The organism is Streptomyces sp. NPDC048650 (assembly GCF_043199095.1).
Classification (GTDB): Bacteria; Actinomycetota; Actinomycetes; order Streptomycetales; family Streptomycetaceae; genus Streptomyces.
This window is the reverse complement of the sequence record NZ_JBICVM010000001.1, coordinates 305,528-331,510: the sequence shown is the minus strand read 5'-3', so window position 1 is coordinate 331,510 and position 25,983 is coordinate 305,528. Positions and strand designations below refer to the sequence as shown.

Genomic DNA, 25,983 nt, shown 5'->3' with positions numbered 1-25,983 from the left:
TGAAGAAACGTACCGGAAGAGGACGTGAAGGAATCCGATGGCTGAGTTTCAGATCAACGCCCATCGCTTCGACCCGTACAAGAACTTCAAGTTCCTGGTCCTGTGGGACGGTCGTACGGTCGCGGGTGTCAGCAAGATCAGCCCGCTGAAGCGCACCACCGAGGTCGTCAAGCACCGCAACGGCGGCGACCCCAGCTCGCCGCGCAAGTCCCCGGGCCGCTCCGAGTTCGAGGGCATCACCCTGGAGCGCGGCGTCACCCACGACCCGGAGTTCGACCGCTGGGCCAACAAGGTCTGGCAGGTCGGCGCGGGGCTCGGCTCCGAGGTCTCGCTGGCCGACTTCCGCAAGGACATCGTCATCCAGGTCCTCAACGAGGCCGGGCAGGTGGCCGTCTCGCACAAGATCTACCGCTCCTGGCCGAGCGAGTACCAGGTCCTGGGCGAGCTGGACGCCAACGCCAACGCCGTCGCCATCCAGAGCCTGAAGCTGGAGTGCGAGGGGTGGGAGCGGGACTACGAGGTGGGCGAACCACAGGAGCCGTCGTTCACGCATCCGGCGTGAGGCGGTCCCTGACCCCACGTACCTGCGTATCTCCGTACCCAACGGCACCTTTCGCGCACCGGACGAGGTGAGGGATGGCGGTCACCGGGCCCGTCGAACTGCTGGCCACCTGGGAGGCCGGGCTGGCCCAGCAGGGCAGCGGACGGGCCCTGCTGCTCCACCGCGCGGCCCGTCCCGGGACGGGCACCGACGCGCTGCTGTCGGTGCCGCTCGGGGAGCGGGCGGCCGATCTGTTCGCGCTGCGCCGGGCGCTGTTCGGCGACCGGATGCAGGTCACGCTCGACTGCGCGGACCCGGACTGCGGCGAGGCGATGGAGTTCGACCTCGACGCCGCGGAGCTGGGCCCCCGGCCCCAGCTGCCCGAGGGCGGTCTGCGGGTGGTGGAGGGCGACTGGGTGGTGCACTTCCGGCTGCCGAGCCCCGCCGACCTCGCCGCGCTCGCGTCCGTGGCCACCGATGCGGAGGACGCCCGGCGGCTGCTGGGCGCCCGCTGTGCGCTGTCGGTACGGCGGGGCGGCCGGGCGGCGGCCGACGGGGAGCCGGTCCGGCTGCCCGAGCCGGTCCTGAAGCGGTTCGCCGAGGCTGCCGAGCAGGCGGACCCGGCGGCCGAGGTGGTGCTGAACATCGCCTGCCCGGAGTGCGGGGCGGCCACCCCGGCGGAGCTGGACATCGCCGCGTACCTGTGGACCGAACTCGACGCCTGGGCCCGCGATGTGCTCCTGGACGTCCATCTGCTCGCCTCGGCCTACGGCTGGAGCGAGCCCCGGATCCTGGCGCTCAGCCCGCTGCGGCGCCGCTACTACCTGGAGCTGTGCGCGGATGCCTGACTACTTCGACCGGCTGCTGGCACGGTATGCGCCGGTGACCGGCGGCGCCTTCCCCGAAGCGGCCGACAGCGGCCGCGCGGACGGGGCCCGCGGCGCGGCGGACGAGGCCCGGCGCACGCTCGTACGGCCCCGCCTACCGGGCCCGTTCGAACGCGTCGAAGCGCTGCGCGACGCGCCCGCAGCGGAGGACGAACCGGCTCCGCTGTATCCGCGGACGCCCCGGACGTCCCCCTCCGCGAGCCAACAGGTCCGATACGAGCGGGAGATCAGCACCACCGAGCGGCAGACGGTCGTGCACACCGAGGCCCCGCGGCCCGGCTCTGGGGACCCGGTCGAGCCGGCGGCGCGGCCTCCGGCACCGCTGCTGCGGCCCGCGGCCGCGGTGGAACCCGGGCCGCGTCCCGCCGCGGCCGCGACCGTACGGCCGCAGCGGGGCGTGCGGGCGCCCGGCGCGGACGGGTCCGCACGGCGGGCGGGCGCCGCGCCGCCCCCGCCGGGCACACCGGTCGCGGCTCCCTCACCGTCCCCGGCGCTGCGGCCACGCACCGACGCCGTGCCCGCGGCCCGCAATGCCGGGCGGGCCGCGGCCGCCGGGCGGCGCGGGCAGCGCGGCGCCGAGCGGGTGGTCCACGTACAGATCGGGCGCCTCGAGGTCAGTGCGGCCGGTGCGGAGCGCCCCGCGGCGGACGGGCGGGCGGCACGTACGGAGCGCCGGGAGCCCTCGCTGAGCCTCGCGGACTATCTGGCGCGCGGGGAGAGGACGAGCTGACGGTGACGCACAGGACGCCTTGGTCGGCGCGGATTTCAGGGGGACGGATCTCATGAGCAACGCACTCGCCGTCGCGACGGTCACCCAGGCCCTTGCGCTGTTGATCGAGCACAATCTGCACCCCGAGGTCGACATGGCCGTCTCGGTGGAGACCCGTAAGCCGCCGGCCGATCCGCCGACCGACCCCACGATCACGGTCTTCCTCTACCAGGTCACGCACAACCCCTCGATGCGCAACAGCGACCTGGTCACCCGCGCCTCCGACGGCACGCTGCTGAAGCGGCCCGCGGCCGCGATCGATCTGCACTTCGTGATCAGCGCGTACGGCGAGGAGACCGAGCTGGTCGGGCAGCGGCTGATCGGGAGCGTGGTGCGCACCCTGCACGAAACCCCGGTGCTGCCCAGGGAGTTGATCGAGGAGGCGGCACAGCGGCCGTATCTGGAGGGCAGCGATCTCGCCGACTCCGTGCAGAAGGTCCGCTTCACACCGACCCAGATGGACGTCGACGAGACCTCCAAGCTCTGGGGGATGCTCAACAACACCCCGTACTCCCTGTCGGTCGTCTATCAGGCATCGCTGGTGCTGCTCGACGGCCACGAGAGGCCGAAGCCGGCGAAGCCGGTACAGCGGCCGGAGGTCACGGTGCTGCCGTTCGGGGCGCCGGGGGCGCCGGAGCGGCCGGAGCTCGGGGGCACGGTGGAGAGCGGCGAGGCCGGGGCGCAGGAGTCCAAGGCCGTGGCGGCGGCGGACCCGGCAGCGGGGGCGGCCGCGCCTGAGGGGCGCGGGGGCCCGGGAGCGGCCGAGGCGCCCAAGGCTCCCGAAGCCCGGACCGCGTCCGGCCGTGGCGCGCGGGCCGCCGCGAAGAAGACGGCGGGCGACGCCACATCGGGTGCCGCACCCGCACGATCCCGCACGCGTACCCGGAAGGCGACCGGTGGACCGTCCGCCGGGCGCAGCAAGGGACGGCCCACGGACGCCGACGGCAACGGCGGCTCCCGCCGTACGGACGACGGCAAGGAGGGCTGACCACAGGTGCGTGGAGCGGGGGGAGTCGACGACATGGGAAGCAGCGGGGTCGGGGAAGCGGGCACGGCGGCCGGCGAGAGGGCTCCCGACGCGAGCGGCGCTGCGCTGACCGCAGCCGTACGGTCCGTCCTGGCGCGCCTGGACGCCCACGCCGCACGGACCCACGGAGACACTGCGGCCGGCGGTACGGCGCCCGAGGCCGACCGGCCCTCGGCCGACGCCGCGCCTTCCGCCCCCGCCCCGGGCGGGCTCCCCTCCCCCGGCCGCCCGCTGCCCGCCCTCCCCACCCTCGACGCGCTGACCGCCTGCTTCGGCCTCAGCCCGTTCGAGCGTGAGCTCGTCCTGCTCGCCGCCGCAGCCGAACTGGACCCGACCACCGGCGCCCGCTGCGCCGCGGCGAGCAGCGACCCGAGCCGTACGTTTCCGACGTTCTCGTTGGCGCTGGCCGCACTCGCCGACCCGCACTGGAGCGCACTCACCCCCGTCGCCCCGCTCCGTCGCTGGCGCCTGATCGACCTGGACGACGAGACCCGCCTGACCACCACCCGGCTCCGCCTGGACGAACGCATCCTGCACTTCCTGGCCGGCTCTCCGTACCTGGACGCCAAGCTGCACGGACTGCTGCGCCGCACCACCGCCCCCGGCGGTCTGCCGCCCTCGTACGACGCGGCCGCCGACCGGGTCGCGGCCGGCTGGGCGGGCGCCGGGTCCGATGCGCCGCTCCGTGTCGAGCTGGTCGGCGGCGATCTCCGCACCCGCGCCGACATCGCCGCCACCGCTGCCCGCCGCTCCGGCCTCGGGCTGTACTCCATGGCCGCCGACGACATACCGGCCGACGCCGCCGAACGCGACCGGCTGGCCCGCCTGTGGCAGCGCGAGGCGATCCTGCTCCCCGCGGCGCTCCTGGTCGAGGTCGGCGAGATGGACCGCGACCAGCACGCCGCGGCGGACTCCTTCATCGCGGGTGCGGCCGTACCGCTGGTCGTCTCCGGCCCGGCCCCACGGCAGGCCGACCGGCCGCGGGGCGAGCGGGTGACCGTACCGAAGCTCTCCGACGAGGAGCAGATCGGCCTGTGGGTGGACGCCTTCGCCGACGTCCCGGACATGACGGACCGCCATCTCCAGGACCTGGTGGCACAGTTCCAGCTGCCGCCGCACGTCGTACGGTCGGCCGCCGCCACCGTACGCCGCGACCTGCCCGGCTCGGACTCCCTGGACGCCGCCGAACTGGCCTGGCAGGCCGGCCTCACCGAGGCCCGGATGGGCCTGGACGAGCTGGGCCGGCGGATCGAGCCACGCGCCGGCTGGGACGACCTGGTCCTCGCCGACCGGCAGCTGCGCATCCTCCAGGAGGTCGTCGCCCACGTACGCCACCGCGGCACCGTCTACCAGGACTGGGGCTTCGCCAAGGCACTGCGCAGCGGCCTCGGCGTCACCGCCCTCTTCGCGGGCGGGTCCGGCACCGGCAAGACCCTGGCCGCCGAGGTCATGGCCAAGGAGCTCGGCCTCGATCTCTTCATCGTCGACCTCTCCCAGGTCGTCAGCAAATACATCGGCGAGACGGAGAAGAACCTCAGCAAGGTCTTCGACGCTGCCGAACGCGGCGGCGCGCTGCTGCTGTTCGACGAGGCGGACGCGCTCTTCGGCAAGCGCAGCGAGGTCAAGGACAGCCACGACCGCTACGCCAACCTGGAGGTCAGCTACCTCCTGATGCGCATGGAGGCGTACCGCGGCCTGGCCGTCCTCACCACCAACATGAAGAAGGCCCTGGACTCCGCCTTCATGCGCCGCATCCGCTTCGTCGTGGACTTCCCCTTCCCGGGTGAGAAGGAACGGTCCGAAATCTGGCGACGGGTGCTGCCGGACCGGGTCCCCATGAAGGGCATCGACCCTCGCCTCCTCGCCCAACTCACCGTCGCAGGCGGCTCGATCCGCAACATCGCCCTCTCGGGGGCCTTCCTCGCCGCCGAGGAGGGCGACCGTCTCCAGATGCGGCACATGCTGGCGGCGGCCCGTACCGAATACCTGAAGCTGGAACGCTCCTTGACGCCGTCGGAGGTCCACGGATGGGTCTGAACGAGGTCAGGAACACCCACCCCACTCGGGAGTCCGCACCGCGGTCCTTCCGTATCGACATCGGCGAACTGGTCCTGGACGGTTTCGACGCCCGGGTGGATCCGGACCGCGTGTCGGCCGCGTTCCAGGCCGAGTTGACGCGTCTGGTGCACGAGCGCGGGGTGCCACTGGCAGCGGCGGACGGCTCGGACGTGGCACTGGACGGCCTCGCCGGGCTGCCGCCACTGCCGACGACCACCTCTCCGGTACGGCTGGGTGAGGCGCTGGCCCGCGCGGTGCACGCCGGGCTGGCAGGACGGGGGGACGCGCGATGAGCACGGCACAGTCCTCGACGCAGAACACCCGGTCGGCCACCGACGACAAGCGCCGCAAGCGCAAGGAGCGGTCCACCACGTCCCGCACCCCGGAGCCGAAGGACATCGTCAGCGGCGCCGGACAGCCCCTCGACCTCAGCGTCCGACGCGAACTGGAGGAGCAGCTCGGCCACGACTTCAGCCAGGTCCGCCTGCACACCGACCGGGACTCCGGGCAGCTGGCCGAGATGATGGGCGCGGACGCCTTCGCCGTCGGCCAGGACATCTTCTTCCGCGAGGGCACGTACCGGCCGGGCACGGCGGACGGGCAGCGTCTGCTGGCCCATGAGCTGCTGCACACCGTCCAGAACCCGCACGGTCTGGGCGCGCTGCGGGCCGGGCGCGACCTGGGGTCGGTGAGCCTGCCGCAGGAGGCGGTCGAGCGGAAGGCGGAGTCGGCGGCGCAGGAGACCGTGCTGGGGGCGCTGTTCGGCTCCGTACGCGACGAGGAGCCGGCCGCGGAGATCGAGCCGGGGCAGGCCACGCCGGGCTGGCTGCGGTACGCGACGGTGGATGCGGACCGCAACCGGGCCGAGCAGATCGATCCGGCGACTCTCCTCGACCGCCTGACGAACTCCGTCGTGCGCTCGCTGCGCGGCGACCCCGAGGACCTGTCGAAGCGCACCCGTACCCAACTGGCGCGGCTGCCCGATGAGTTGCGGGACAACGTGCTCGTACGCCTGGAGCACCGGCTGCTCGGCTCGGAGCACGACCGAGTGCTCGACCTGGTCGAGGAGATCGAGGCGCAGGGCGACCTCGGGGCCGACACCACCGAGTGGGCGGCACAGGATGCCCCGGCGGTGGAGCCCGACGCCGCCGACGAGCTGCGCATCGAGCGGGACAGTGAGCGACGCACGGCGGAGGAGGAGCGGGCCCGGCAGGAGAAGCCCGCCATGGCGCCCGGCCCCGAGAAGGACCGGGCGGAGGCGCCGCCCACACCCGGGAGCACGCCACGGAACGGCGGTACGCCGCAGAGCGGGAGCACTCCGCAGGGCGGCGGCGCGCCGCGCGGCACGCAGGAGTCTGCGGCGGGTGGAGGCAGGGAGGGGGCCTCGTCCGCCGGGAAGGGGCAGTCGGGGTCTGCCGGAGGCTCGGCCTCCGAGGAGAAGGAGCCGTCGTCGGGCGCGGCGACCGCGGGTGGCAAGGAAGACGGTCAGCAGAAAACCGAGGGCGCCCAGGAGGGCAAGAAGGACAGCGCAGGCACGAAGGACGGCGCGGACCGGAAGAGCGGGGACGAAAAGAAGAGCGGAGAGGACAAGAAGGGCGGAGAGGACAAGAAGGGCGCGGCGGGCAAGGAGGAGACCGCCCAGCAGGGCGCGGCGGCCGCGAGCAAGGAGGAGTCCGCGGCGAAGAACCGCCCGGAAGCCGCCGAGCAGCACGTCGCGGGCCGGCAGGTGAAGCAGGAGGACAAGGGCGGCAGGGACACCCCCCAGGGCTCCCCCCGAGCGGCGGGCAGGGACACCGAACTGCCCGGCAGGACCAGCAGGCTCGACGGCGTACGCAACCAGGATCTCGACGGTCCCGAAGAGGCCGCCGACGACGATCCGTTCGGCTCCGGCAGCACGTCGGAGGTGGAGGTCGGCGGCGCCGAGCAGAGCGCCTGGGACTCCAAGCTCCAGCCGGAGGACTTCCTCCCCGAGCAGGACCTCGACGTGTCCGGGGTGCCGACGGCAAAGACACTCGATCCGTCCGCGCCGGCCGACCGGTCGGCGCCCTCCTTCCCCGCTCCCCCGCCGACCAGGGCCGACCAGGTGCAGGCCGAGCGGGACGCGGAGGACGCCGAGGACGAAGCAGCCGAGGCCGAGCCGGAGGAAGCCGAGGCCGAGGCGCCCCTGGAGTCCGCGCCGTCGGTGGAGACCGAGGGCGGGCCCGGCGACGCCTTCTCCGGCGACCCGGACGCGGAAGGCATCGCCGGCTCCCGGCCGGGCGCGGGTGCCGCGTCGAAGGACCCGAAGAGCGGGGACGACCCGAAAGCGGGCCCCGTCGCCGCGCAGAAGGCGGTGCAGGAGTCACCGGGCACGACGGAGGGCGGCGGCGAGGCGAAGGAGCCCGCCGCCAAGGAGGAGAAGGGCGCCGAGGGCGCGGGCGACAAGGCCGGGGGCGCCCAGGAGAAGCAGTCCCAGCAAGCCGCGGGCGGCAAGTCCGCGGCACCGGAGACGGCCGGCAAGGGCGACGAGCCGAAGAAGGACGAGCAGAAGAACGACGGCCGGAAGAAGGCGGAACCGGCCACCGCGGGCCACGGCGACGGCAATACGGCGGAGACCGGTGGCGACAAGGGCCAGGACAGCACGTCGCCGTCACCCGCGCGGGACACGCATGTCTCGGGCGGCTCGAACGCGGATACGCCGGGGGGTGCGAGCAGCCAGGCGTCCTCGGGGGCACAGAGCGGCCCGCCGTCGACGGAGACGGAGACGGCCGGGCAGAGCTCTCCCCCGGGGGGCGCGAACGCCCAGGGGCCGGACTCTCCCGGGGCGAAGGAGTCCACGCCCAGAGAACCGGTGAAGGGGTCCGCGCCCGCGCCGAAGGAGAACCCGCAGCCGTCGAAGGTGCCCAAGGAAGAGCCGGGGGCGAAGGAGGAACCCGGCGCCAAGTCCGCCGCGCCTGACGCCGCCCCCGCGCCCAAGGCGCCTCGCGGCGGCGGAGGCGGCGGAGGCAGCAGCAGCAAGGGCGGCGCGTCGGCCAAGGGGAAGAAGAAGGACTCGGGCCCCGCACCGAACCTCTCACAGATCTCCCCCGAGGCGGGCCTGTCCTCGGCCGCAAAGCTCAAGCCCCACAAGGCACTTGAGGCCATGGGCGGCGTGGGCGGTTCGGTGGACCGCACGGTCGGCGACGAGCACAAGCAGCTCGCCGCCGCACCGCCGAACATGCAGCGCCCGGCGGGCGCGCCCCAGACCCTGGAGGGAAAGCCCAGGGCGGACGCCGCGGCGCAGTACTCCCAGGATCAGGCGAAGAAATCCGACGCGCCCAAGGACGAGAAGGCCGAGGTCAAGGGCGAGAAGAAGCCCGAGGGCCGGATCGAGGCGGAGAAGGCCGAGGAGCCGGGCGGCTGGGACACCTTCAAGATGGCCCTCGGCTTCGGTGTCGGCTGGGTCGCGGAGAAGCTCGGCTTCAAGGTGGACAAGGAGGAGCTGGCCGCCAAGTTCGCGGGGCTCCCGACGAAGGACGAGGCCCTGAAGCAGGCCCAGGCGGGCAACGCGCCGGGCGTGAACATGGAGAGCGCCGCCGACGAGAAGGCCGGTGAGCAGGGCCAGTCGGTCGACGCCAAGGGCCAGGAGACCGTCACGACGGGCCGTGACGACGCCGGGCGCACGATGGGCGAGAACCAGGTCTACCCCAACGCCCCCAAGGAAGAGCTGAAGGGCAAGGTGCCCGGCCGCGAGGGCGGCAAGGGCGGCGTGCGCACGGGCAAGGCGTCGACGGGGGCGGTGCCCGCCGAGGCGGCTTCGACCGTGGCGGAGCACGATCGGAAGCCGCAGTTCCAGCAGAGTTTCAGCAAGGGCCACAAGGAGATGTCCGACGGTCGTCAGACCAAGGACAAGGGCTTCCGCGAGTCGCAGGCGAAGCACAAGCAGCAGGTCGCCGGCGAGGTGGCCAAGAACACCGCGGAGCAGACGGGCGAGCGCGCGAAGGCCCATTCGGAGGTCACGTCGCAGCGCGGCGACTGGCGCAAGAGTCAGGACGAGGAGCTCAAGAAGCTCGGCACAAAGAAGTCGGAAAAGCGCGACAAGGTCCGTAAGGACGTCAAGGACCGGGAAAAGAAGACCGACGACGACACGGAGAAGGAAAAGAAGGACAGCGACAAGAAGATCAAGGACAAGGGCGACAAGGCGGAGACGGACGCCAAGCAGAAGACCGACACCGCGGCCAACGACTCGGGCAACTGGCTCACCAAGGCCTTCGACTGGCTCAAAGAGAAGGTCCGGGAAATCAAGAACGCGATCGTCCGGGTCATCCGGGACGCGCGTGATGCGGTCGTCAACTTCATCAAGAACTTCAAGGAGAACGTCGAGCGCTGGATCAACGAGGCCCGCAAGTTCGTCGTCGACACGATCAAGAACCTGATCAACGACCTGATCGAGTTCGCGAAGAACATGGTCAAAATGATCATCGAACTCGCGCGCCGGATCAGGAAGTTCGTCACGGACCTGATAGCGGCGGCGATAGCCCTGGTCACGAAGCTCGCGACACTCCTCAAGAAAATCATCACCGACCTCCTCAACCGCATCGCCAAGCTCCTCAGCGACATTCTGAACGTCCTGAAGAAGATGCTCATGGACGTCATCAAGGCGGTCGTGGACGCGATCAAAACGGTGCTGGAGTACGCGTCCAAACTCCTCGGCGCCCTGGGCGAGTTCATGATGATCGCGGTCGACTTCATGGACGATCCTGGCGGCTGGCTGAGCGGCGCGAAGAACTCGGCGGTCGACGGCGCGAAGAACCACCTGTTCCGCGAGGTCAAGAACGCGGTCAAGGCATGGTTCCAGTCGAAGATCGAAGAGATCATCGGCATCCCGAAGGCGATCATCGACAAGCTCATCAAGGGCGGCTTCACCCTCGAAAAGATCGTGAAGGAGACCTGGGACGCGATCGTCCCCCAGCTTCCCTTCATCATCGGCGAGATCGTCATCACCAAGGTCATCGCGAAGCTGATCCCCGGCGCGGGCTGGGTGATGGCCGTGATCGACGCGATCCGCACGGCGATCGGCGCCCTCGGCGAGATCCTCCGCGCGATGGGTGCCGTCCTCGACTGGCTCAAGGCGGTACGCCAGGGCGGCGCGGGCGTCCTCTTCGCCAAGGCGGTCGCGGCCGGCATCGTCGCCCTCCTGGAACTGGCCTACGAGGCCCTCCTCAACGGCATCGGCAAGTACCTCGCGAAGGTGGGCCGCCGCCTGAAGTCGGTGGCGGCGAAGCTCGGCAAGGGGGACAAGGGGGGCGGGGGCGGCGGCAGGCAGAACGGCGCAGGGGACGACCAACGGCCCCGCACGGGCGGCAAGAAGGAACAGCCGGCGCCCGACAAGGAAGCCCCCCGCCCGACCTCCACCCTCCCGAAGCCGGGCAAGGGCACCGGCCCGGACACCAGGCCCAACGCGAAGCCGGGCCCCAAGGCCGACCCGAACAAGCCCACGACGAAGACCCCGGACAGGGACACGGACGCGGGCCCGAGCAAGCCGAAGGACCACACCCCCGGCAAACCCAAGACCGACAAGGACGCTCCGAGCAGGTCCAAGAACCAGGCCGGCCCCGACAAGCCCAAGGCCACGGACCAGCCGGGCCGGCCAAGGCTCGACAAGGACACCCCCGTCAAGCAGGACACCCGCCCGACGCCTGCCCCAAAGCCCAAGCCGAAGGCGGAGCCCCAACCGAAGCCGAAACCCGACTTGGACGCGAAGCCGAAGCCGAAGGACAAGCTTCCGGACAAGCCGAAGGACGCCGAGGACGGCCCGGACAAGCCGAAGAGCCAAGACCCCGCCAAACCCAAGGACGCTGACAAGGACGACCCCAACAAGCCCAAGGGCCACGACCCGGCGAAGCCGAAGGACCCGGACGGCAAAGGCACACCTGACAAGCCCAAGGACCGGGACGGCGAAGTAGACGGCGACAAGAAGCCCAGGCCCAAGGACGACAAGGGTGCACCGCGCAGGCCGCGACCCAACGGCGACAAGAAGGCGCCGGGCAATTCCGGGCCTCGCCCCGACAAGCGCCGGCCGGGCAGCCCAGGCAGGCCCAAGTCCAAGCCGGTCAAGGACAGGACGAAAAAGGACGAGAACTCGAGGGATTCCAAGGACGATCGGCTGCGCAAGATCGTGTCCCGCATCCGACCCAGGCTGTACGCGGCGATGCGCGACGGCATTCCCCGCTCGCCCTTCCTCGGCCTCCTGAGGTCAATGAAGCTCTACTACCGACTTACCGGACTCGGTCCTGTCGGCGGCGATCCGTTCACTGTCGTGGCGTCCCTCAACCCGTCACGCCCAGTGCTGGGCGGAGAATATTCCGAGCCCCGATCCGAGCCGTCGGCCTATCCCAATCCGCCCGGGGCACCCGGTGCGGTCGACGACATGCCCAAGCCGAAGTTGCCCAGTTTCCACGGCGGCAGGGCCAACGCGATCAGCGCGGAGTTCCTCAGCGCGCGGCGCGCCACAAAGGGCAGCAAGCCCTACACCAGCCCGCCCGGCTGGGACTACATCACCGACCCCACACGGAGGCTCCAGCAAGGCGGCGCCTGGGTCAGAGCACACCTCCTCCCGGAGCGCCTCGGAGGCAAGGGAACCGAGAACAATCTCGTGCCGGCCCGACGCGCGGTGAACAAGGACCTCGAGCTCGGCATCGAGGAGCCCGCGTGGAAGGCCTTCGGGAACAAATTCCAGGCCCCTATTTGGTACGAGTCCCGCGTGAAGTTCAGCAACACAGGGGCCGTCGCGGACATCCCGACGTACATACGCTCCACCTTTGGCCAGTACAAGAAGGTAAAGGGAACCGGAACGAATCGAAGCGACTGGCAGCGGAAGGGCGCTACGAAGTCTCTCGGCCTTGATCTGGAACCACCCCAGCACGACGAGAAGAGAAAGCTCCATATCAATACTTACGGGGCCACGCAGGTCCGCAAATGGCTCAGGGTCCCGATGTCAGTGGGAGATCACATTGTGGATGAGCGCGCCAAACAGTCCGGACGCCAGTTCACCGGCCTGCGGCACTTCATTACGGCCATGCGGGCACGGCGGGACAGCAGTAGGCCGGGGACGCTCCTCCAGCTCGAGGATGCGATAACCCAGCTGAGAAGGCTCGAGACCGCGGGAAAGATCGGCTGGGCCCCGCTGCACAAGGAAAGGTGAGGACCGAATGTTTCCGTATGATCAGCGTTTGTCCCGGAGTATCAGCGAAGTGCGCGAATCACCGCACTTCGACGTCATGTTCGAGGAAGTGGGGCCGGGCGGTCCGGAACTGGACCCGACGGCGATCTTCGAGCTGATGGCCGAGGAAGGATTTACCCTCACTGAACGGATCAAGGAGGCGTACTTCCCTTACCGGCACAAGGCACTGCACTGGCGTATCGCCGACCCCGATGTTTCGCTTTTCGGCGAATTCAACGTCATGAACATCGATGTCAGCAGTGAAGTAAAGCTACCGGTCCAAGACTTCGCCTGGGAGAAGAGCGACGAAAGACTCCTTTCGGAGTTGTCCATCCTCGACGACATTTCACGAGGCGGCGGAGGACAACTCGCAACCATGAGGTTTCTGCCGGGCGTATCAAGTCCGGAGATCTGGTTCCTCGACAGGTTCCACACCTTCGTCAAACTCGACTTGGACTACTGCGACTACCTCGACAACCTCATCCTCACAAAGGGCGTGACCGGCTGGCAGTACCTCTTTGCCGATGTGCCACTCGGCGCCAGAGAGTACGACTCCACCCTGGAAAGCCTGAGGACGATGCTTCAGGTCCTTCCCGAGCACTTCGCGGACTACGACTACCAGCCTTTGGCGGCCCGCCTGGAGGCCCGACTGTGACCACCTACGCCGACATCCCCAAGCCCATCCGCTCCGGCATGGTCATCGTCGACCCCGAGCGCGGCACCCCCCAGCGCATCATCGTGCTGCAGTTCAACCCGGACACGCTCGAACGCTCGGTCGCACCTCAAGCCGCCGGAGGGGAAGGCGGCGGTGGCGGAGGCGGGAGTGGTGGCGACCGTAACGAGGCGCTACGCCTTAAAGGCCCCGCGCAGGAGACCTGGAAGTTCACCGCCGAGATCGACGCGACAGACCAACTCGACGTCGCCGCGCCCGACGGGATTCATCCCCAACTCGCCGTCCTCGAAATGCTGGTGCAGCCGACCACCGCGCAGCTGCGGGCCGCGTCCAAGCTCAGTCAGAAGGGGACTATTGAGATCAGCCCGATCGAGATGCCGTTGACGCTCTTCACCTGGGGGAGCAAGCGCGTCATGCCGGTCCGGCTGACCGAGCTGTCCGTCAACGAGTCGGCGTTCGACGTGAACCTCAACCCGATACGGGCCTCGCTCAGCATCGGGATGAAGGTGCTGACGGTCAGCGATCTGCCGGCCGGGCATCGTGGTGCCGAGTTGTATCTCGCGCATCTCGCGCAGAAGGAGCAGTTGGCCCGGCGGGCGCGGGGCGGGAGCCTGGCGCAGCTTGGGCTCGGGGGAGGGATCTGAGGCGTGATCGAGCCGTACGAGTGTGCGTTGGACGATGTGCCGGGGGCTCATCCGTATCCGCGGAGCAGTCGGTATCACGACGTGGAGATAGGGGTCCATCGGGCGGCTGACGGCAGTGAAGTGAAGTACGCCAAGCGGAGGTTGTTGCCGCCGATCGAGCACGATGCCGACGAGACCGTGCCGCATGTCGTCAGGGACGGGGAGCGGGCCGATCAGCTCGGGCAGCGGTATTTCGGGGATTCGGGGCAGTGGTGGCGGATCGCGGACGCGAACCCGGTGCTCGACCCGCGCGAATTGACCGATGAGCCCGGCGAGGAGATAGCCGTACCGCTGTCCGGTGGGTTCCCCGGTGGCTTGGGCGGGCCGGGGGTGCGGAATGGCTGATGATCTGCCCGTGGGGGGTGGGCCCATTCATGTGTCGCTGTACATGGGGCCCAAGTTGGCGCGGCTGGTGCCGCAGGAGGTGACGGAGGCGCTGCTGTCGGCGCAGATCACCAGTACGGCGGGTGAGAGGAGCGGCTTTCAGCTCGCCTTTGACCTGACCAAGAAGGGGGCGATCATTCAGCGGCTGCTCCCGGAGGGGTTTTTCGATCCCAAGACGCGGGTGATCCTCACCGTGGCGGTCAAGGGGACGCCCGTGGTGCTGCTGGACGGATTGATCGTGCGGCAGGAGGTGGGGGCCAGTAATCAGCCCGGTCAGACCACGCTGACGGTCACGGGCGAGGACCTCACCCTGCTCATGGACCTTGAGGAGCGGACCGACCGGTATCCGAATCTCGCCCCCTCGCAGCGGGTCGAGCGCATCCTGGCGAAGTACGCGGATTACGGGATCGACGCCCGGATCATTCGGGAGCAGGTGCCGCAGCCGCCGCGGGAGCAGTTGCGGGTCGATTACCAGACGGGGACCGATCTGCAGTATGTGAATGATGTGGCGAGGGCTAACGGCTACACCTTCTACCTCGACCCCGGACCGGTTCCCGGGCGTTCCACCGCGTTCTGGGGGCCGGAGCAGCGGCTCGGGCAGCGGCAGCATGCCTTGAACGTGAATATGGATGTGCATTCGACCGTTGATCAGCTGACGTTTGCTTATGACGGGACGGCCAGGGAGGAGCCGCAGGCGCGGGTTCAGGACCCGGTGACGCGGCAGGCGCCGCTCCTCGCGCAGCCGGACATCAGCCCCCTCAGGCCGCCGCTCGGGCGGCGTGCCTCGCCCGCTCTCAAGCGCAAGACGCTCTCGGGCACCGCGAAGAAGGACGAGGCGCTGGCGAAGGCGGAGGCGTTGGGGCGCGCCGCGACCAGTGCGGATGCGATCAGCGGGTCGGGGCAGTTGGACGTGAACCGGCACGGATATCTGCTGCGGCCGCGGGAGCTGGTCGGGGTGCGGGGTGCGGGGGTCACGTACGACGGCGATTACTACGTGAAGAGCGTGACGCACACTCTCCGGCCGGGGTCCTACCAGCAGAACTTCACGCTGTCGCGGGAGGGGTTGATCGCCCGCAGCGATCGCGTGCGTCCCTAGCCCCTGACCATCCGCCCGCACCTTCTCCGTACCCCGCACCACACGACCAGGAGCAGCTCGTATGGCGCCAGCATCGAACCATCGCTTTCTCGGCAAGTTCCGGGGCCGGGTGGCGAGCAACAACGATCCGATGCGGATCGGCCGGATCACGGCTTACGTGCCGGACGTGCTCGGGGACGAGGCGTCCACCTGGGCCATGCCCTGCTTCCCGTTCACGGGTGCGCAGGCGGGGCAGTACGTGATCCCGAGCGAGGGCGCAGGCGTGTGGATCGAGTTCGAGCAGGGGGATCCCAGCTTCCCGGTGTGGACCGGCTGTTGGTACGGGTCCGAGGCCGAGTTGCCGGTGGACGCGCAGGCCGGGGCGCGGGTCGGGGCCGAGCCGGTGGTCATCGAGACGCAGGGGCATCACAAGATCGTGCTGTCCGATGTGCCGGAGGAAGGGATTCTGCTCCAGGCACCGGGCGGCGCGTATGTGCGGATCAACGCGGCGGGGGTTCAGATCAACAACGGTGCCGGGGCGTCCATTTCACTCGTCGGCGACCAGGTCGACATCAACGAGGGCCGGTTGACGGTGCCGAGGAAGCGCTGAACCGAGAGGCCATGAACCGAGAAGACATGAGCCAGGAAGCGATAGCGGAGACGGGGGAGCGAGAAACGTGGTGACCGGGAATCTCGTCCACGGTGGTGCCGTGATCAGCTGCCCGCACGGCGGCCGCGCGGTGTCCACCGCGGCCGCCGGGAGGGGCGTACGCGTCGACGGTGTGCCCGTGGCCACCGCCGCCGACCTCTTCACGATCAGCGGCTGCCCGCACTCCGTCGGTGGCCGGCCGCAGCCGTGCACCAGCATCCGCTGGACGCCGGCCGGCGACGGTGCCGAGGTACGGATCGACGGGGTGCCGGTCCTGCTGGACACCTCGGCGGCGATGTGTTTCAGCGCCGGGCTGGTGCCGCAGGGCCCGCCGGTCGTGGCGCCCGTCCATCAGGGGGTGTCCAGCCGATGAGGGCTGCGAAGCAGATACGTACCGACGTGGCGTTCCCGTTCCGGGTCGACCGGCGGGGGCGGACCGCGCATGCGGATCACGACGACCATGTGCGGGATCTGATCGAGCAGTTGCTGTTCACCAGCCCTGGCGAGCGGGTGATGCGGCCGGACTTCGGCTGCGGGCTGCTGGATCTCGTCTTCACGCCGAACAGTCCGGAGCTGGCGTCGGCGGTGGAGCTCTCCGTTCAGGCGTCGTTGCAGCGTTGGCTGGGGGATCTCATCGAGGTCGAGTCGCTGGACGTCGTGAGCGAGGAGAACGTCGTACGGGTGTATCTGCGCTATGTGGTGCGCTCCACCGCGATCCGGCGCGATGACGTGTTCGAGGGGCGGGGCGGGATATGAGTGAGCAGCAGCTCATCGGCGGTGCGCCGGTGTGCCGGACCGACCAGCGGCGCGGGCGCATCAGGGCCGCGCGGCTGAACGGCATCGACGCGGTAGAGGTCGCCGACGACGGGGTGACGCTGACCGTCACGTTCCTGGGTAAGGCGCCGCACGGGCTGTGCCCGGAGAACGTACGGATCGACGGCGGGCGCCGCGTCACCGGCATCGAGGCGCTGGAGGTCGGCGTCGAGCGGGAGGAGGACCCCGAGCTGGACGACCGGCTGCATGTGGTCCTGGACCGGACCGGCGACACCTCCCGCTACCGGCTCTCGCTCGTCACCACCGACCCGTACGGCAGGCCTGGCACCGAGCCGTACGAGGGCTTCGACCAGCGGTATTTCGGCGCGGAGTTCCGTTTCCGGGCCGATTGCCCCAGCCCCTTCGACTGCGTCGACGAGGCGGGCGCCGACTGCCCGGACACCTTCCGGCCCGCCCCGGTCATCGACTACACCGCGCGCGACTACGACACGCTGCGGCAGCTGGCCTTGGACCGGCTGCGGCTGACGACGCCGGACTGGGTCGAGCGCAGTCCCGCCGACCTGGGCATGACGCTGGTCGAGTTGCTGGCGTACACGGCCGACCGGATCAGCTATCAGCAGGACGCCGTGGCGACGGAGGCGTACCTCGACACCGCACGGCGGCGGGTCTCGGTACGCCGTCACGTACGGCTCATCGACTACCCGATGCACGACGGGTGCAGCGCGCGGGCGTTCGTCGCCGTCCAGACGGCCGAGGAACTGACGTTGCTGCCGGGCGAGTTCCGGTTCGCCGCCGTCGACGTCCGCACGTACGGACCGCAGGACCGGCCCGAGGTCGGGACCGTCATCGACGACCGGGATCTGGCCGTGCTGGACGAGCGCGGGTCGGTCGAGGTTTTCGAGCCGGTGTCGGACGCGCCGCTGGGACTGCGCCCGGAGCACAACGCCATCCGCCTGTGGACCTGGGGCGACGAGGTGTGCGCGCTTCCGAGGGGCGCGACATCGGCGACGCTGCGGGACGCGTGGACCGACGAGGCGTGCGAGGCCCGTTCCTTGCGGCTCTCCCCCGGTGACCTGCTGCTCTTCGAGGAGGTGAAGGGTCCGCGCACGGGGACGCCCGGCGACCAGGACCCGGGCCACCGCCAGGCCGTCCGGCTGACCTCCGTCACCCCCGGCGTCGACCGGCTCGACAACCAGCCGGTGCTGGAGGTGACCTGGGCGCCGGAGGACGCGTTGACGTTCCCGCTGTGCCTGTCCACGCGGGGCGGCAGCGACTGCCGGCCGGTGGACGACGTGAGCGTCGCGCGCGGCAATGTGGCGCTCGTCGACCACGGGCGGTCGCTGACCTTCGGGGAGTGCCCGGCGGGCGTGCCGGAGGGCGCCTCGGAGGGCGTGCCGGAGACGGTGACGGTGCCGCCCGTACCGGCCGTGGCCGGGTCCTGCGAGCCGCCCGCCTTCGGCTGCGGCGACGTCAAGGACGACGGCAACGCCACCGCACGCACCATCAACACCCTGCTGGAGAAGGCCGGTTGCCATCAGGCGCTGACCGCCGATGACATCCGTGAGCTGTTCACGGTCGTCGGCGAGGCGGAGACCGTACGGGCCGGGCTCGGCCTGGAGCTTGCCGGGCAGCGGCGCGAGAAGGTCGTGCCGGGGACGGTGTACGCGCAGGCCGAGGCGTTGCGGACGCTGCTCGCGCAGTCCGTGTACCCGGGCATCGCGCCGCGCTTCCGCCCCGTCCTGCACCGCTCCCCCGTCGCCCAGACCGTTCCCTTCCCGCAGCCCGCGCAGGTCGCGGCCGGGCAGGCGACCCGACTGGCCGGCATCCGGGAACGGGCGCGGGCGCGGCTGGTGGAGCTGTGGCGCAGCGCCCGCGACCGCGACGGGCTGTCGGACGAGGAGATCGCCGAACTGACGGTGGTCTTCGGCCTCAAGGTCCTGGAGCGGCTGGAGCTGCGCCACCACCCCGTGCGGGCGTTGCGTGAGCTGCTGCACCGCGGCGACCGGCTGCTGGACGCGAAGCTGCGCCGCCTGGACGTGCTGAGCGCACGGGCCCGCGCGGGTGCGGTGCTGGACGGCCGGATCGCCTGGGAGATCGCGCACACCTGGGGCCCCGCGTACGCGGTGGGGCTGCATCCGAACGAGCCGGTGCTGCACGGCCCGGCGTCCGCCCTGCTGCCCGATCCACGGGCCGCGCTCCCGGCCGTACGTCTCCACGACGGGGAAGACACCTGGGTCCCGCGCCGTGACCTGCTCGGCAGCGGCCCCCGGGACCGGCACTTCGTGGGCGAGCTGGAGGACGACGGCCGGATCGCGCTGCGGTTCGGTGACGGCCGCTACGGCGCCCGTCCGGTGCCCGGCAGCCGTCTGACCCTGCACTATCGGCTGGGTGGCGGCACGGCGGGCAACGTCGGCGCCGAGGCGATCAACCATCTGGTGCTCAGCCGTGCTCCGAGGACGTCGGACGCCGGCGTCCCGATGCCGGTGGCGGGCGTACGCAACCCGCTGCCCGCGACCGGCGGCGCCGGGCCCGAGCCGATCGAGCAGGTCCGCCAGCTCGCTCCGCTGGACCTCAAGCGGACCCGGCTGCGCGCGGTGACCGCCGCGGACTACGCGGAGCTGGCCTCGGCGCTGCCCGGGGTGCAGCGGGCCGCCGCGGAGATCCGCTGGACCGGCAGCGTCCAGGAGGCGCATGTCGCCGTCGACGCGGCAGGGTCCGGCGAGCCGACGTCGCAGCTGCTGGACTCCGTCGCGTACGCGCTGGAGAGCTACCGGCGGATCGGACACGACCTGGTGGTCGGGCCGGCCCGCACGGTGCCGCTGGACATCGGGATCGAGGTCTGCGCCGCACCCGGCCACCAACACGGCCGGATCCTGGCGGAGTTGTCGCGGGTGTTGAGCGGACGGCGGCTGTCCGACGGCCGGCTCGGCTTCTTCCATCCGGACGCGCTGACGTTCGGCGAGCCGGTGCGGCTGTCCCGGCTGGTCGCGGTGGCCGCGGCGGTGCCGGGCGTGCGGAGCGTACGGGTGACGAGGCTGCAACGGCTCTTCTCCCAGGAGCGCATCGACAGCGTCGACACCCTCGACGACAGAGCACTGGAGGACGGTGTGCTGCGGCTCGGCCCGCTGGAGATCGCCGTGTGCGACAACGACCCGGACCGGCCGGAGAACGGCCGGCTGGTCATCGAGCTCGGGGGTGCCCGATGAATGCCGGTACGTGCGGATGCGGCTGCGGGGGCGGCACGAGCGATGAGCGACGCGCCCCCGACTCCCTCCACAACCCTCCGGGCCGCACGGCCCTCGACTACCGCGTCGGCGACTACGGCTCGTTCCTGGCCGGGATGCTCGACCGGCTCGCCTCGCCCGCCTATCCGGCGCTGCGCGGCCTGACCGTACGGACCCCGGACGACCCGGCGATCGGCCTGCTCGACGCCTGGGCGGTCCTCGGTGACGTCCTGACGTTCCACTCCGAGCGGATCGCGGACGAGGGCTATCTGCGGACCGCCAACGCACACCGGTCGCTGGCCCTGCTGGGGCGGCTGGTGGGCCACCGGCCGCGGCCGGGCGTCGCCGCCGACACCCATCTCGCGTACACCATGGACAAGGACCCGCGTGCCGAGGACCTGCCGGTGGTCATCCCGCGGGGCGCGCGGAGCCACAGCGTGCCCGCCGCGACCGGCGAGGAGTCGCAGACCTTCGAGACCGGTGAGGACCTCACCGCCCGCTGGGCGTGGAACGAGCTGACGGTGCGCAGGCGCCGCCCGGCCCTGATCACGCCCGAGGATCTGGCCCAGCGCTCGGAGCTGTACGTCTCCGGCACCTCCACCTCCCTGCAGACCGGTGACCAGCTGCTCTTCGACTTCGGGAACAAGCAGCTGCTGCTGCCCGTCGCGAAGGTCCGCACCGACCGGGAGGAGGACCTCACCGCCATCGGGCTGCCGCAGTCCGCGCCGCCCACCCTGAAGGAGCTGGTGGACGAGCTGCGGCAGTGGATCACCGAGCCGGCGGACGGCGGGGACCCCGACGACCCGGACGAGCCCGGACCGCCCACCCCGCAGACCCCGAACCCGCGGCCGGTCAGCAAACTGATCGCCACCTTCGACGCGCAGGTGCTGGCGCCGCTCCGCAAGGACCTGGACGGCATCACGACGCCCGCGGCCTTCGCCGAGCGGCTCGCCGCCCCGCACGAGCGGCTGGCCGAGGCGCAGGTGCTGGCCGAGGCGTACGAGGCGGTGTCGGCCTGGTTCGAGCAGCTGGCGGCGGTGGTCGGTGAACTCCGCGAGCGTGCTTCGGACTTGGCGCCCGCGCGGAGCGTACCTGCCGGGCCGAAGGCGGCGGGGCGGGCACCGGAGACCTCCGCCGCGCTGCGGGCGCTCGGCGCCGTACTGCCCGCGCTGCGCACCAGCGTGGTCCGCCCGCCGTCCGGCGCGCGGGCCGTCTCGCGCGACCCGGGCCGGCTGTTCGGGCCCGGCTCCGACCTGACCGCGCGGCTGCTGTCCGCGCTGGATCCGCGGCTGGCCGACGGGATGTACGCGGCGTGGCGGCAGGCCGCGCCCGAGGTGCCCGCCGCGCTGCGCGCGCTGCTGGCGATGCGGGTGACGTCCGCCCCCTTCGGGTCGACCGCACCGCTCAAGCCCGTGCAGGACGACAAGGGCCGCGTCATCCGGCAGTCCGACTGGCCGCTGACCGGCGGCGTCCTGACGGGCGTGCGGGTCCTGTTCGACACGGCCGGGCGGGTACCGGTGAAGGCGGAGTTCCAGCACACCGAGACCGGCAGTTCGGTGCAGCGCACCGAGAACCTGCCGTCCGACACCGCATTCGACTTCGGCCCGGGGCGGGTGGAGCTGTCCACCCACGTGGCCCAGGACCACGACCTGAGCTGGCTGGGCCGCCGCCCGGCCGACTCGCAGGAGGCCGGGGTCACCGCCCGGCTGCTCTCCGGCCTGCCCGAGCGCACCCTGTTCGTGTCCCGGCCGGACGACAACGGAAGGATCCAGGTCGCGATCCACAACGGCGAGACGAAGGAGTGGCACCTCGCCCCGGGCGAGGCTCGGCAGATCCGGCACGGCGAGTACGAGGTGACCGTGCGCCGCGCCCCGGGCAGCGAACCGCCGTCCGTCGAGATCGGCATCGCGACGGTCCCGCCGCCCGCCAATCGCTATGTGCTGCCGCTGGAGTCGGTCCAGGACGGCATCACGGTCGGCGGCTGGGTCGTGATCCAGCGCCCCCGCAAGGGAGCGGACGGCCCGGACGGCATCCCCGGCGACAAGAAGCTGGCGTTCGTCACGACCCGCGTCACGGCCGTGCGCACCGCCGCGTACACCAACTACGGCATCACCGGCCGGGGCACCGAACTGACCCTGGCCGACCCCTGGCTGGACGCGCACGACGTGACGCTCTCGGCGATCCGCGACACCACCGTGCACGCGGGCGGGCAGCCGCTGCGGATGGCGGAGGAGCCGCTGGGCGAGGACGTGCACGGCAATGAACTCGAACTGGGCCTGCTCTACGACGGATTGCTGCCCGGCCGGCACCTCGTCGTCTCCGGCGAGCGCACCGACATCCCGGGCTCGGCCGGGGTCCGGGGCACCGAGTTGGCGGTGATCGCCGCCGTCGACCAGCGCCTCGATCCCGACCTGCCGGGCGATCACGTCCATACGACGCTCACCCTCACCGCCGACCTCGCCTACCGCTACCGCCGCGACACCGTCCGCATCCAGGGCAACGTCGTGGCCGCCACCCACGGCGAGCTCCGGGACGAGCCGTTGGGCAGCGGCGACGCGAACCGCGCGCACCAGACGTTCGCGCTGTGGCAGTCCCCGCTGACCTGGCTGCCCGCGGACAATCCCCTGGGCGCCACGCCCGAGCTGGAGATCCGGGTGGACGGGCTGCTGTGGCACCCGGTCGACAGCCTGGCCGGGCGCGGCCCGCGCGAGCGGGTGTACGTGCTCGGCGCCGCGGATGGGGGCACCTCCCGGTCGAGCGGAGCCGGGAGCGGGGGAAGCCGTACGACGGTGACCTTCGGCGACGGGACGCACGGCGCCCGGCTGCCCACCGGACACGAGAACGTCCGGGCCCGCTACCGCTTCGGCACCGGGCAGGCCGCCAACGTCCCTGCGCACCGCATCACGCAGGCCATCACCCGGCCGCTGGGCGTCACCGGCGTCACCAACCCGCAGCCGGCGACCGGCGGCGCGGACGCCGACGGCCCCGGCCTGACGCGGCGCACCGTCCCGCTCGCGGTCTCCGCGCTGGACCGGCTGGTCTCGCTGCGCGACTACGAGGACTTCGCGCGCTCCCGGGCGGGCATCGGCCGGGCCTCGGCCCGCGAACTCCACGACGGGCGGCGGAAGGTGCTGCATGTGACGGTCGCGGGGGTGGACGACATTCCGATCGCACCGGACGCGGAGGTGCTGCGGGCGCTGCGGTCCTCGCTCGCCGAGTACGGCGATGCCCGGCTGCCGGTCCGGGTGGACGTACGTGAGCCGGTGGTGCTGCTGTGCGCGGCGCGGGTGAAGGTGGCGCCGGACCACGCCTGGCCGCTGGTCGAACCGCGGGTGCGGCGTGCCCTGCTGGCCCGGCTCGGCTACGACGGTCGGGAGCTGGGGCAGCCGGCGCAGCTGTCGGAGGTGCTGGCCGCGGCCCAGTCCGTAGCGGGGGTCGATTACGTGGATGTGGATGCCTTCACGGGTGTCCCGGCGTCCGTCACCCCGGCCGAGCTCTCCTCTCTGGCGGAGCGGTTCGCCGCACCGCCGAGCGGCTCGGTGGCGTCCCGGCTCGGCCGGTACGAGGAGCGGATCCACGAGGTGACGGCGGACGGCGGCGAGACCCTGTCCGCCGTCGCCGCGCGGTACGGCCTCGCGCTGGCCGAACTCCTGCGCCTGAACCCCGACATCACCGACACCCGGCCGCTGGCCGAGGGACGCGCGGTCTGCGTGTTCCGCGGCATCCGGCCGGCCCAGCTCGCGCTGTTCTCGCCACAGGTCGAGGACACGCTGATCCTCACGGAGGTGACCCGATGAGCACGACCAGGGAGCCGGACGGGCTCGCGGAGCTGCTGCCGCAGTGGCACCGGCTGCGGGACGCCGAGAACGGCGAGCCGCTGCGGGCGCTGCTGGCCGTGATCGCCGAGCAGGTGGACCGGGTCCGCGACGGGGTCGCCCAGCAGTACGACGACTGGTTCGTGGAGAGCGCCGCCGAGTGGGTGCTGCCCTATATCGGTGACCTGGTGGGCTACCGCCCCCTGCCCGGGTACGAGCGGGTGCCGGCGACCGGGCTGCGGGACGGCGGGCTGCCGGACTCCTCGCGGCGGCGGCTGGCCGAGGCGTTGGCGCCCCGCCGGGACGTGGCGGCCACCGTCGGCAACCGGCGGCGCAAGGGCACCCTCGCGCTGCTGGAGGAGCTGTCGGAGTCGGTGGCGGGATGGCCGGCGCGGGCGGTGGAGTTCTCCCGACTTGTCGCGCACCAGCAGCCGGTGAAGCTGTACGGGTCGGGCACCGAGGCCGCGAACGCGCGGCGGCTCGGGCGCGGCAGGCTGGTGGACGTACGGGACGGGGCGGCGCTGGATCTGGCGGACGGGCCGTTCGGGACGGTGCCGCGCACGGTGGACGTGCGACGGGTCGACTCCGCGCGCAGGCAGGGGGGTTACACCCCGGCCGGGGTGGGGCTGTTCGTCTGGCGGCTGAAGCCGTACCCGGTGACCCGGGCGCCCGCGTACTGCATCGACCGGGCCCGCAGCCTCTACACCTTCTCGATCCTGGGCAATGACACGGCGTTGGTGACCCGGCCGGAGCCGGAGCCGTCCGCGTCGCACATCGCCGCGCTCGACAACGTCCCGGCCGCGATCCGGCGCCGCCGGCTGCACGACCGGCTCGCCGACTACTACGGGCCGGGCAAGAGCTTCGTCATCCGCCGGGACGGGCACGACACCCCCGTCCCGCTGTCCGACATCGTCGTCGCCGACCTGAGCGACTGGCGCTACCGGCCCCGGCGCGGACAGATCGCGGTCGATCCGGAGCTGGGCCGGATGGCGTTCGGCTCGCGTTCGGCACCCCGGCAGGGCGTGTGGGTGGACTACCACTACGGGTTCGGGGACGAGCTGGGCGGCGGCGAGTACGCGCGCGAGCGAAGCGGGCGGGAGGTCCCCCCGGTCGAAGGTCGGGGGGAGGTGACGGCCGCGGGTGCGGCCGTGTACCAGGTCGGGCCGGGCCGGCCGTTCCACCGGATCATGGACGCGTACGGCGCCTGGCAGCACGACCGGCGGGCCGGGCGGTGCGGCCCCGAGGGGATCATCGAGATCACCCACAGCGGCGCCTACCAGGAGCAGCTGGACTTCGACCTGGACCCCGGCGACCGGCTGGCGCTGCGTGCCGCCGAGGGCACCCGGCCCGTCATCCGGCTCCTCGACTGGTACAGCAACCGGCCCGATGCGCTCAACATCCGGGCCAGGGAGGCCGACTGCGCACCGGGCGAGCGGCCGCGGATGGTGCTGGACGGGCTGCTGGTGACCGGTCGGGGGCTGAACGTCACCGGCCCGATGGGCTCCCTCGTCCTGCGGCACTGCACGCTGGTGCCGGGCTGGTCGCTGGAGCCGCAGTGCGCGCCGCACTCCCCGGAGGAGCCGAGCCTCGTCCTGGACCGGACGACCGTGTGCGTGGAGATCGACCGGACCGTCCTGGGCACCATCGAGGTGATCGGCGACGAGGTGGGCACCGACCCACTGCCGATCCATCTGCGCGACAGCATCCTGGACGCCACCGGGCACGACCGTGCGGCACTGTCGGCGCCGGACTGCCGACATGCGCACGCGGTGCTGTACGCGCACCGCACGACCGTCATCGGCGAGGTGCACACCCACGCGGTGGAGCTGGCCGAGAACAGCGTCTTCACCGGGCGGCTGCACGTCGCCCGGCGCGGCATCGGCTGCCTGCGGTTCAGTTACGTACCGCCGGGGTCGCGCACCCCACGCCGCCACCGCTGCCAGCCGGACCTGGCGGGGCCCGAGGACGCCGCCCGGGTGCGGCCGCTGCTGCGCGGCGAACGCTACGGGACGCCGTGGTACTGCCAGTTGGCGGCGGGCTGCGCGCAGGAGATCCGGCGGGGCGCGGAGGACGGGGCCGAGATGGGCGCGTACCACGACCTCTACCAGCCGCAGCGGGAGGACAGTCTGCGGGCCCGGCTCGCGGAGTACACCCCGGCGGGTACCGACGCGGGGATCGTGTTCGTGACATGACGCGACGCCGCGCCGAACCGAACCAGCCACCCATGCCCACCGATCACCGCGA

The 25,983-nt window shown here is 71.6% G+C and carries 17 protein-coding genes; all 17 read left to right on the top strand.

From position 1 onward, the window contains the following. Positions 1 to 37 precede the first annotated feature (37 nt). The 17 genes from ACGFML_RS01540 (at position 38) to ACGFML_RS01460 (ending at position 25,931) form a co-directional block, all read left to right on the top strand. Positions 38 to 562: a phage tail protein gene (locus tag ACGFML_RS01540; protein WP_393538773.1), complete on the top strand. Its 525-nt coding sequence runs from the start codon at positions 38 to 40 to the stop codon at positions 560 to 562. A 74-nt stretch (positions 563 to 636) separates the two neighbouring features. Next, positions 637 to 1,389, top strand: a complete 753-nt coding sequence (locus tag ACGFML_RS01535; RefSeq protein ID WP_393538771.1) for a hypothetical protein — start codon at positions 637 to 639, stop codon at positions 1,387 to 1,389. After that, positions 1,382 to 2,158: a hypothetical protein gene (locus ACGFML_RS01530; protein ID WP_393538769.1), complete on the top strand. Its 777-nt coding sequence runs from the start codon at positions 1,382 to 1,384 to the stop codon at positions 2,156 to 2,158. The genes ACGFML_RS01535 and ACGFML_RS01530 overlap by 8 nt, the downstream gene beginning before the upstream one ends. A 52-nt stretch (positions 2,159 to 2,210) precedes the next feature. Then, positions 2,211 to 3,185, top strand: a complete 975-nt coding sequence (locus ACGFML_RS01525) for a DUF4255 domain-containing protein (protein WP_393538766.1) — start codon at positions 2,211 to 2,213, stop codon at positions 3,183 to 3,185. A gap of 33 nt (positions 3,186 to 3,218) precedes the next feature. Further along, positions 3,219 to 5,261, top strand: a complete 2,043-nt coding sequence (locus ACGFML_RS01520) for an ATP-binding protein (RefSeq protein ID WP_393538764.1) — start codon at positions 3,219 to 3,221, stop codon at positions 5,259 to 5,261. Then, entirely contained in the window at positions 5,252 to 5,575 is a 324-nt protein-coding gene (locus ACGFML_RS01515) for a hypothetical protein (protein WP_393538762.1), read from the top strand. Before ACGFML_RS01520 ends, ACGFML_RS01515 begins: the two co-directional genes overlap by 10 nt. Next, positions 5,572 to 12,444: a DUF4157 domain-containing protein gene (locus tag ACGFML_RS01510; RefSeq protein WP_393538760.1), complete on the top strand. Its 6,873-nt coding sequence runs from the start codon at positions 5,572 to 5,574 to the stop codon at positions 12,442 to 12,444. Before ACGFML_RS01515 ends, ACGFML_RS01510 begins: the two co-directional genes overlap by 4 nt. Positions 12,445 to 12,472: 28 nt before the next feature. Then, a complete protein-coding gene (locus ACGFML_RS01505; RefSeq protein WP_393538758.1) occupies positions 12,473 to 13,117 on the top strand; it encodes a hypothetical protein in 645 nt (214 codons plus the stop codon). Beyond that, entirely contained in the window at positions 13,114 to 13,779 is a 666-nt protein-coding gene (locus ACGFML_RS01500; protein WP_393538756.1) for a hypothetical protein, read from the top strand. Before ACGFML_RS01505 ends, ACGFML_RS01500 begins: the two co-directional genes overlap by 4 nt. Before the next feature lie 3 nt (positions 13,780 to 13,782). Next, positions 13,783 to 14,163, top strand: a complete 381-nt coding sequence (locus ACGFML_RS01495; RefSeq protein WP_393538754.1) for a hypothetical protein — start codon at positions 13,783 to 13,785, stop codon at positions 14,161 to 14,163. Further along, positions 14,156 to 15,298, top strand: a complete 1,143-nt coding sequence (locus ACGFML_RS01490) for a hypothetical protein (protein ID WP_393538752.1) — start codon at positions 14,156 to 14,158, stop codon at positions 15,296 to 15,298. The genes ACGFML_RS01495 and ACGFML_RS01490 overlap by 8 nt, the downstream gene beginning before the upstream one ends. Before the next feature lie 61 nt (positions 15,299 to 15,359). Next, positions 15,360 to 15,887 carry a phage baseplate assembly protein V gene (locus ACGFML_RS01485; protein ID WP_393538751.1) on the top strand — a complete coding sequence of 176 codons (528 nt, stop codon included), beginning with the start codon at positions 15,360 to 15,362 and terminating at the stop codon, positions 15,885 to 15,887. Positions 15,888 to 15,954: 67 nt separating this feature from the next. Further along, positions 15,955 to 16,299 (top strand): hypothetical protein, encoded by a 345-nt coding sequence (locus ACGFML_RS01480; RefSeq protein ID WP_393538749.1) that lies wholly within the window; start codon positions 15,955 to 15,957, stop codon positions 16,297 to 16,299. Further along, positions 16,296 to 16,682, top strand: a complete 387-nt coding sequence (locus ACGFML_RS01475) for a GPW/gp25 family protein (protein ID WP_393538747.1) — start codon at positions 16,296 to 16,298, stop codon at positions 16,680 to 16,682. Before ACGFML_RS01480 ends, ACGFML_RS01475 begins: the two co-directional genes overlap by 4 nt. Next, positions 16,679 to 19,906, top strand: a complete 3,228-nt coding sequence (locus ACGFML_RS01470) for a putative baseplate assembly protein (RefSeq protein WP_393538745.1) — start codon at positions 16,679 to 16,681, stop codon at positions 19,904 to 19,906. Before ACGFML_RS01475 ends, ACGFML_RS01470 begins: the two co-directional genes overlap by 4 nt. Then, positions 19,903 to 23,721, top strand: a complete 3,819-nt coding sequence (locus ACGFML_RS01465) for a putative baseplate assembly protein (RefSeq protein ID WP_393538743.1) — start codon at positions 19,903 to 19,905, stop codon at positions 23,719 to 23,721. The genes ACGFML_RS01470 and ACGFML_RS01465 overlap by 4 nt, the downstream gene beginning before the upstream one ends. Beyond that, complete coding sequence (locus tag ACGFML_RS01460; protein WP_393538741.1) at positions 23,718 to 25,931, top strand: hypothetical protein; 2,214 nt, start codon at positions 23,718 to 23,720, stop codon at positions 25,929 to 25,931. The genes ACGFML_RS01465 and ACGFML_RS01460 overlap by 4 nt, the downstream gene beginning before the upstream one ends. Positions 25,932 to 25,983 lie beyond the last annotated feature (52 nt).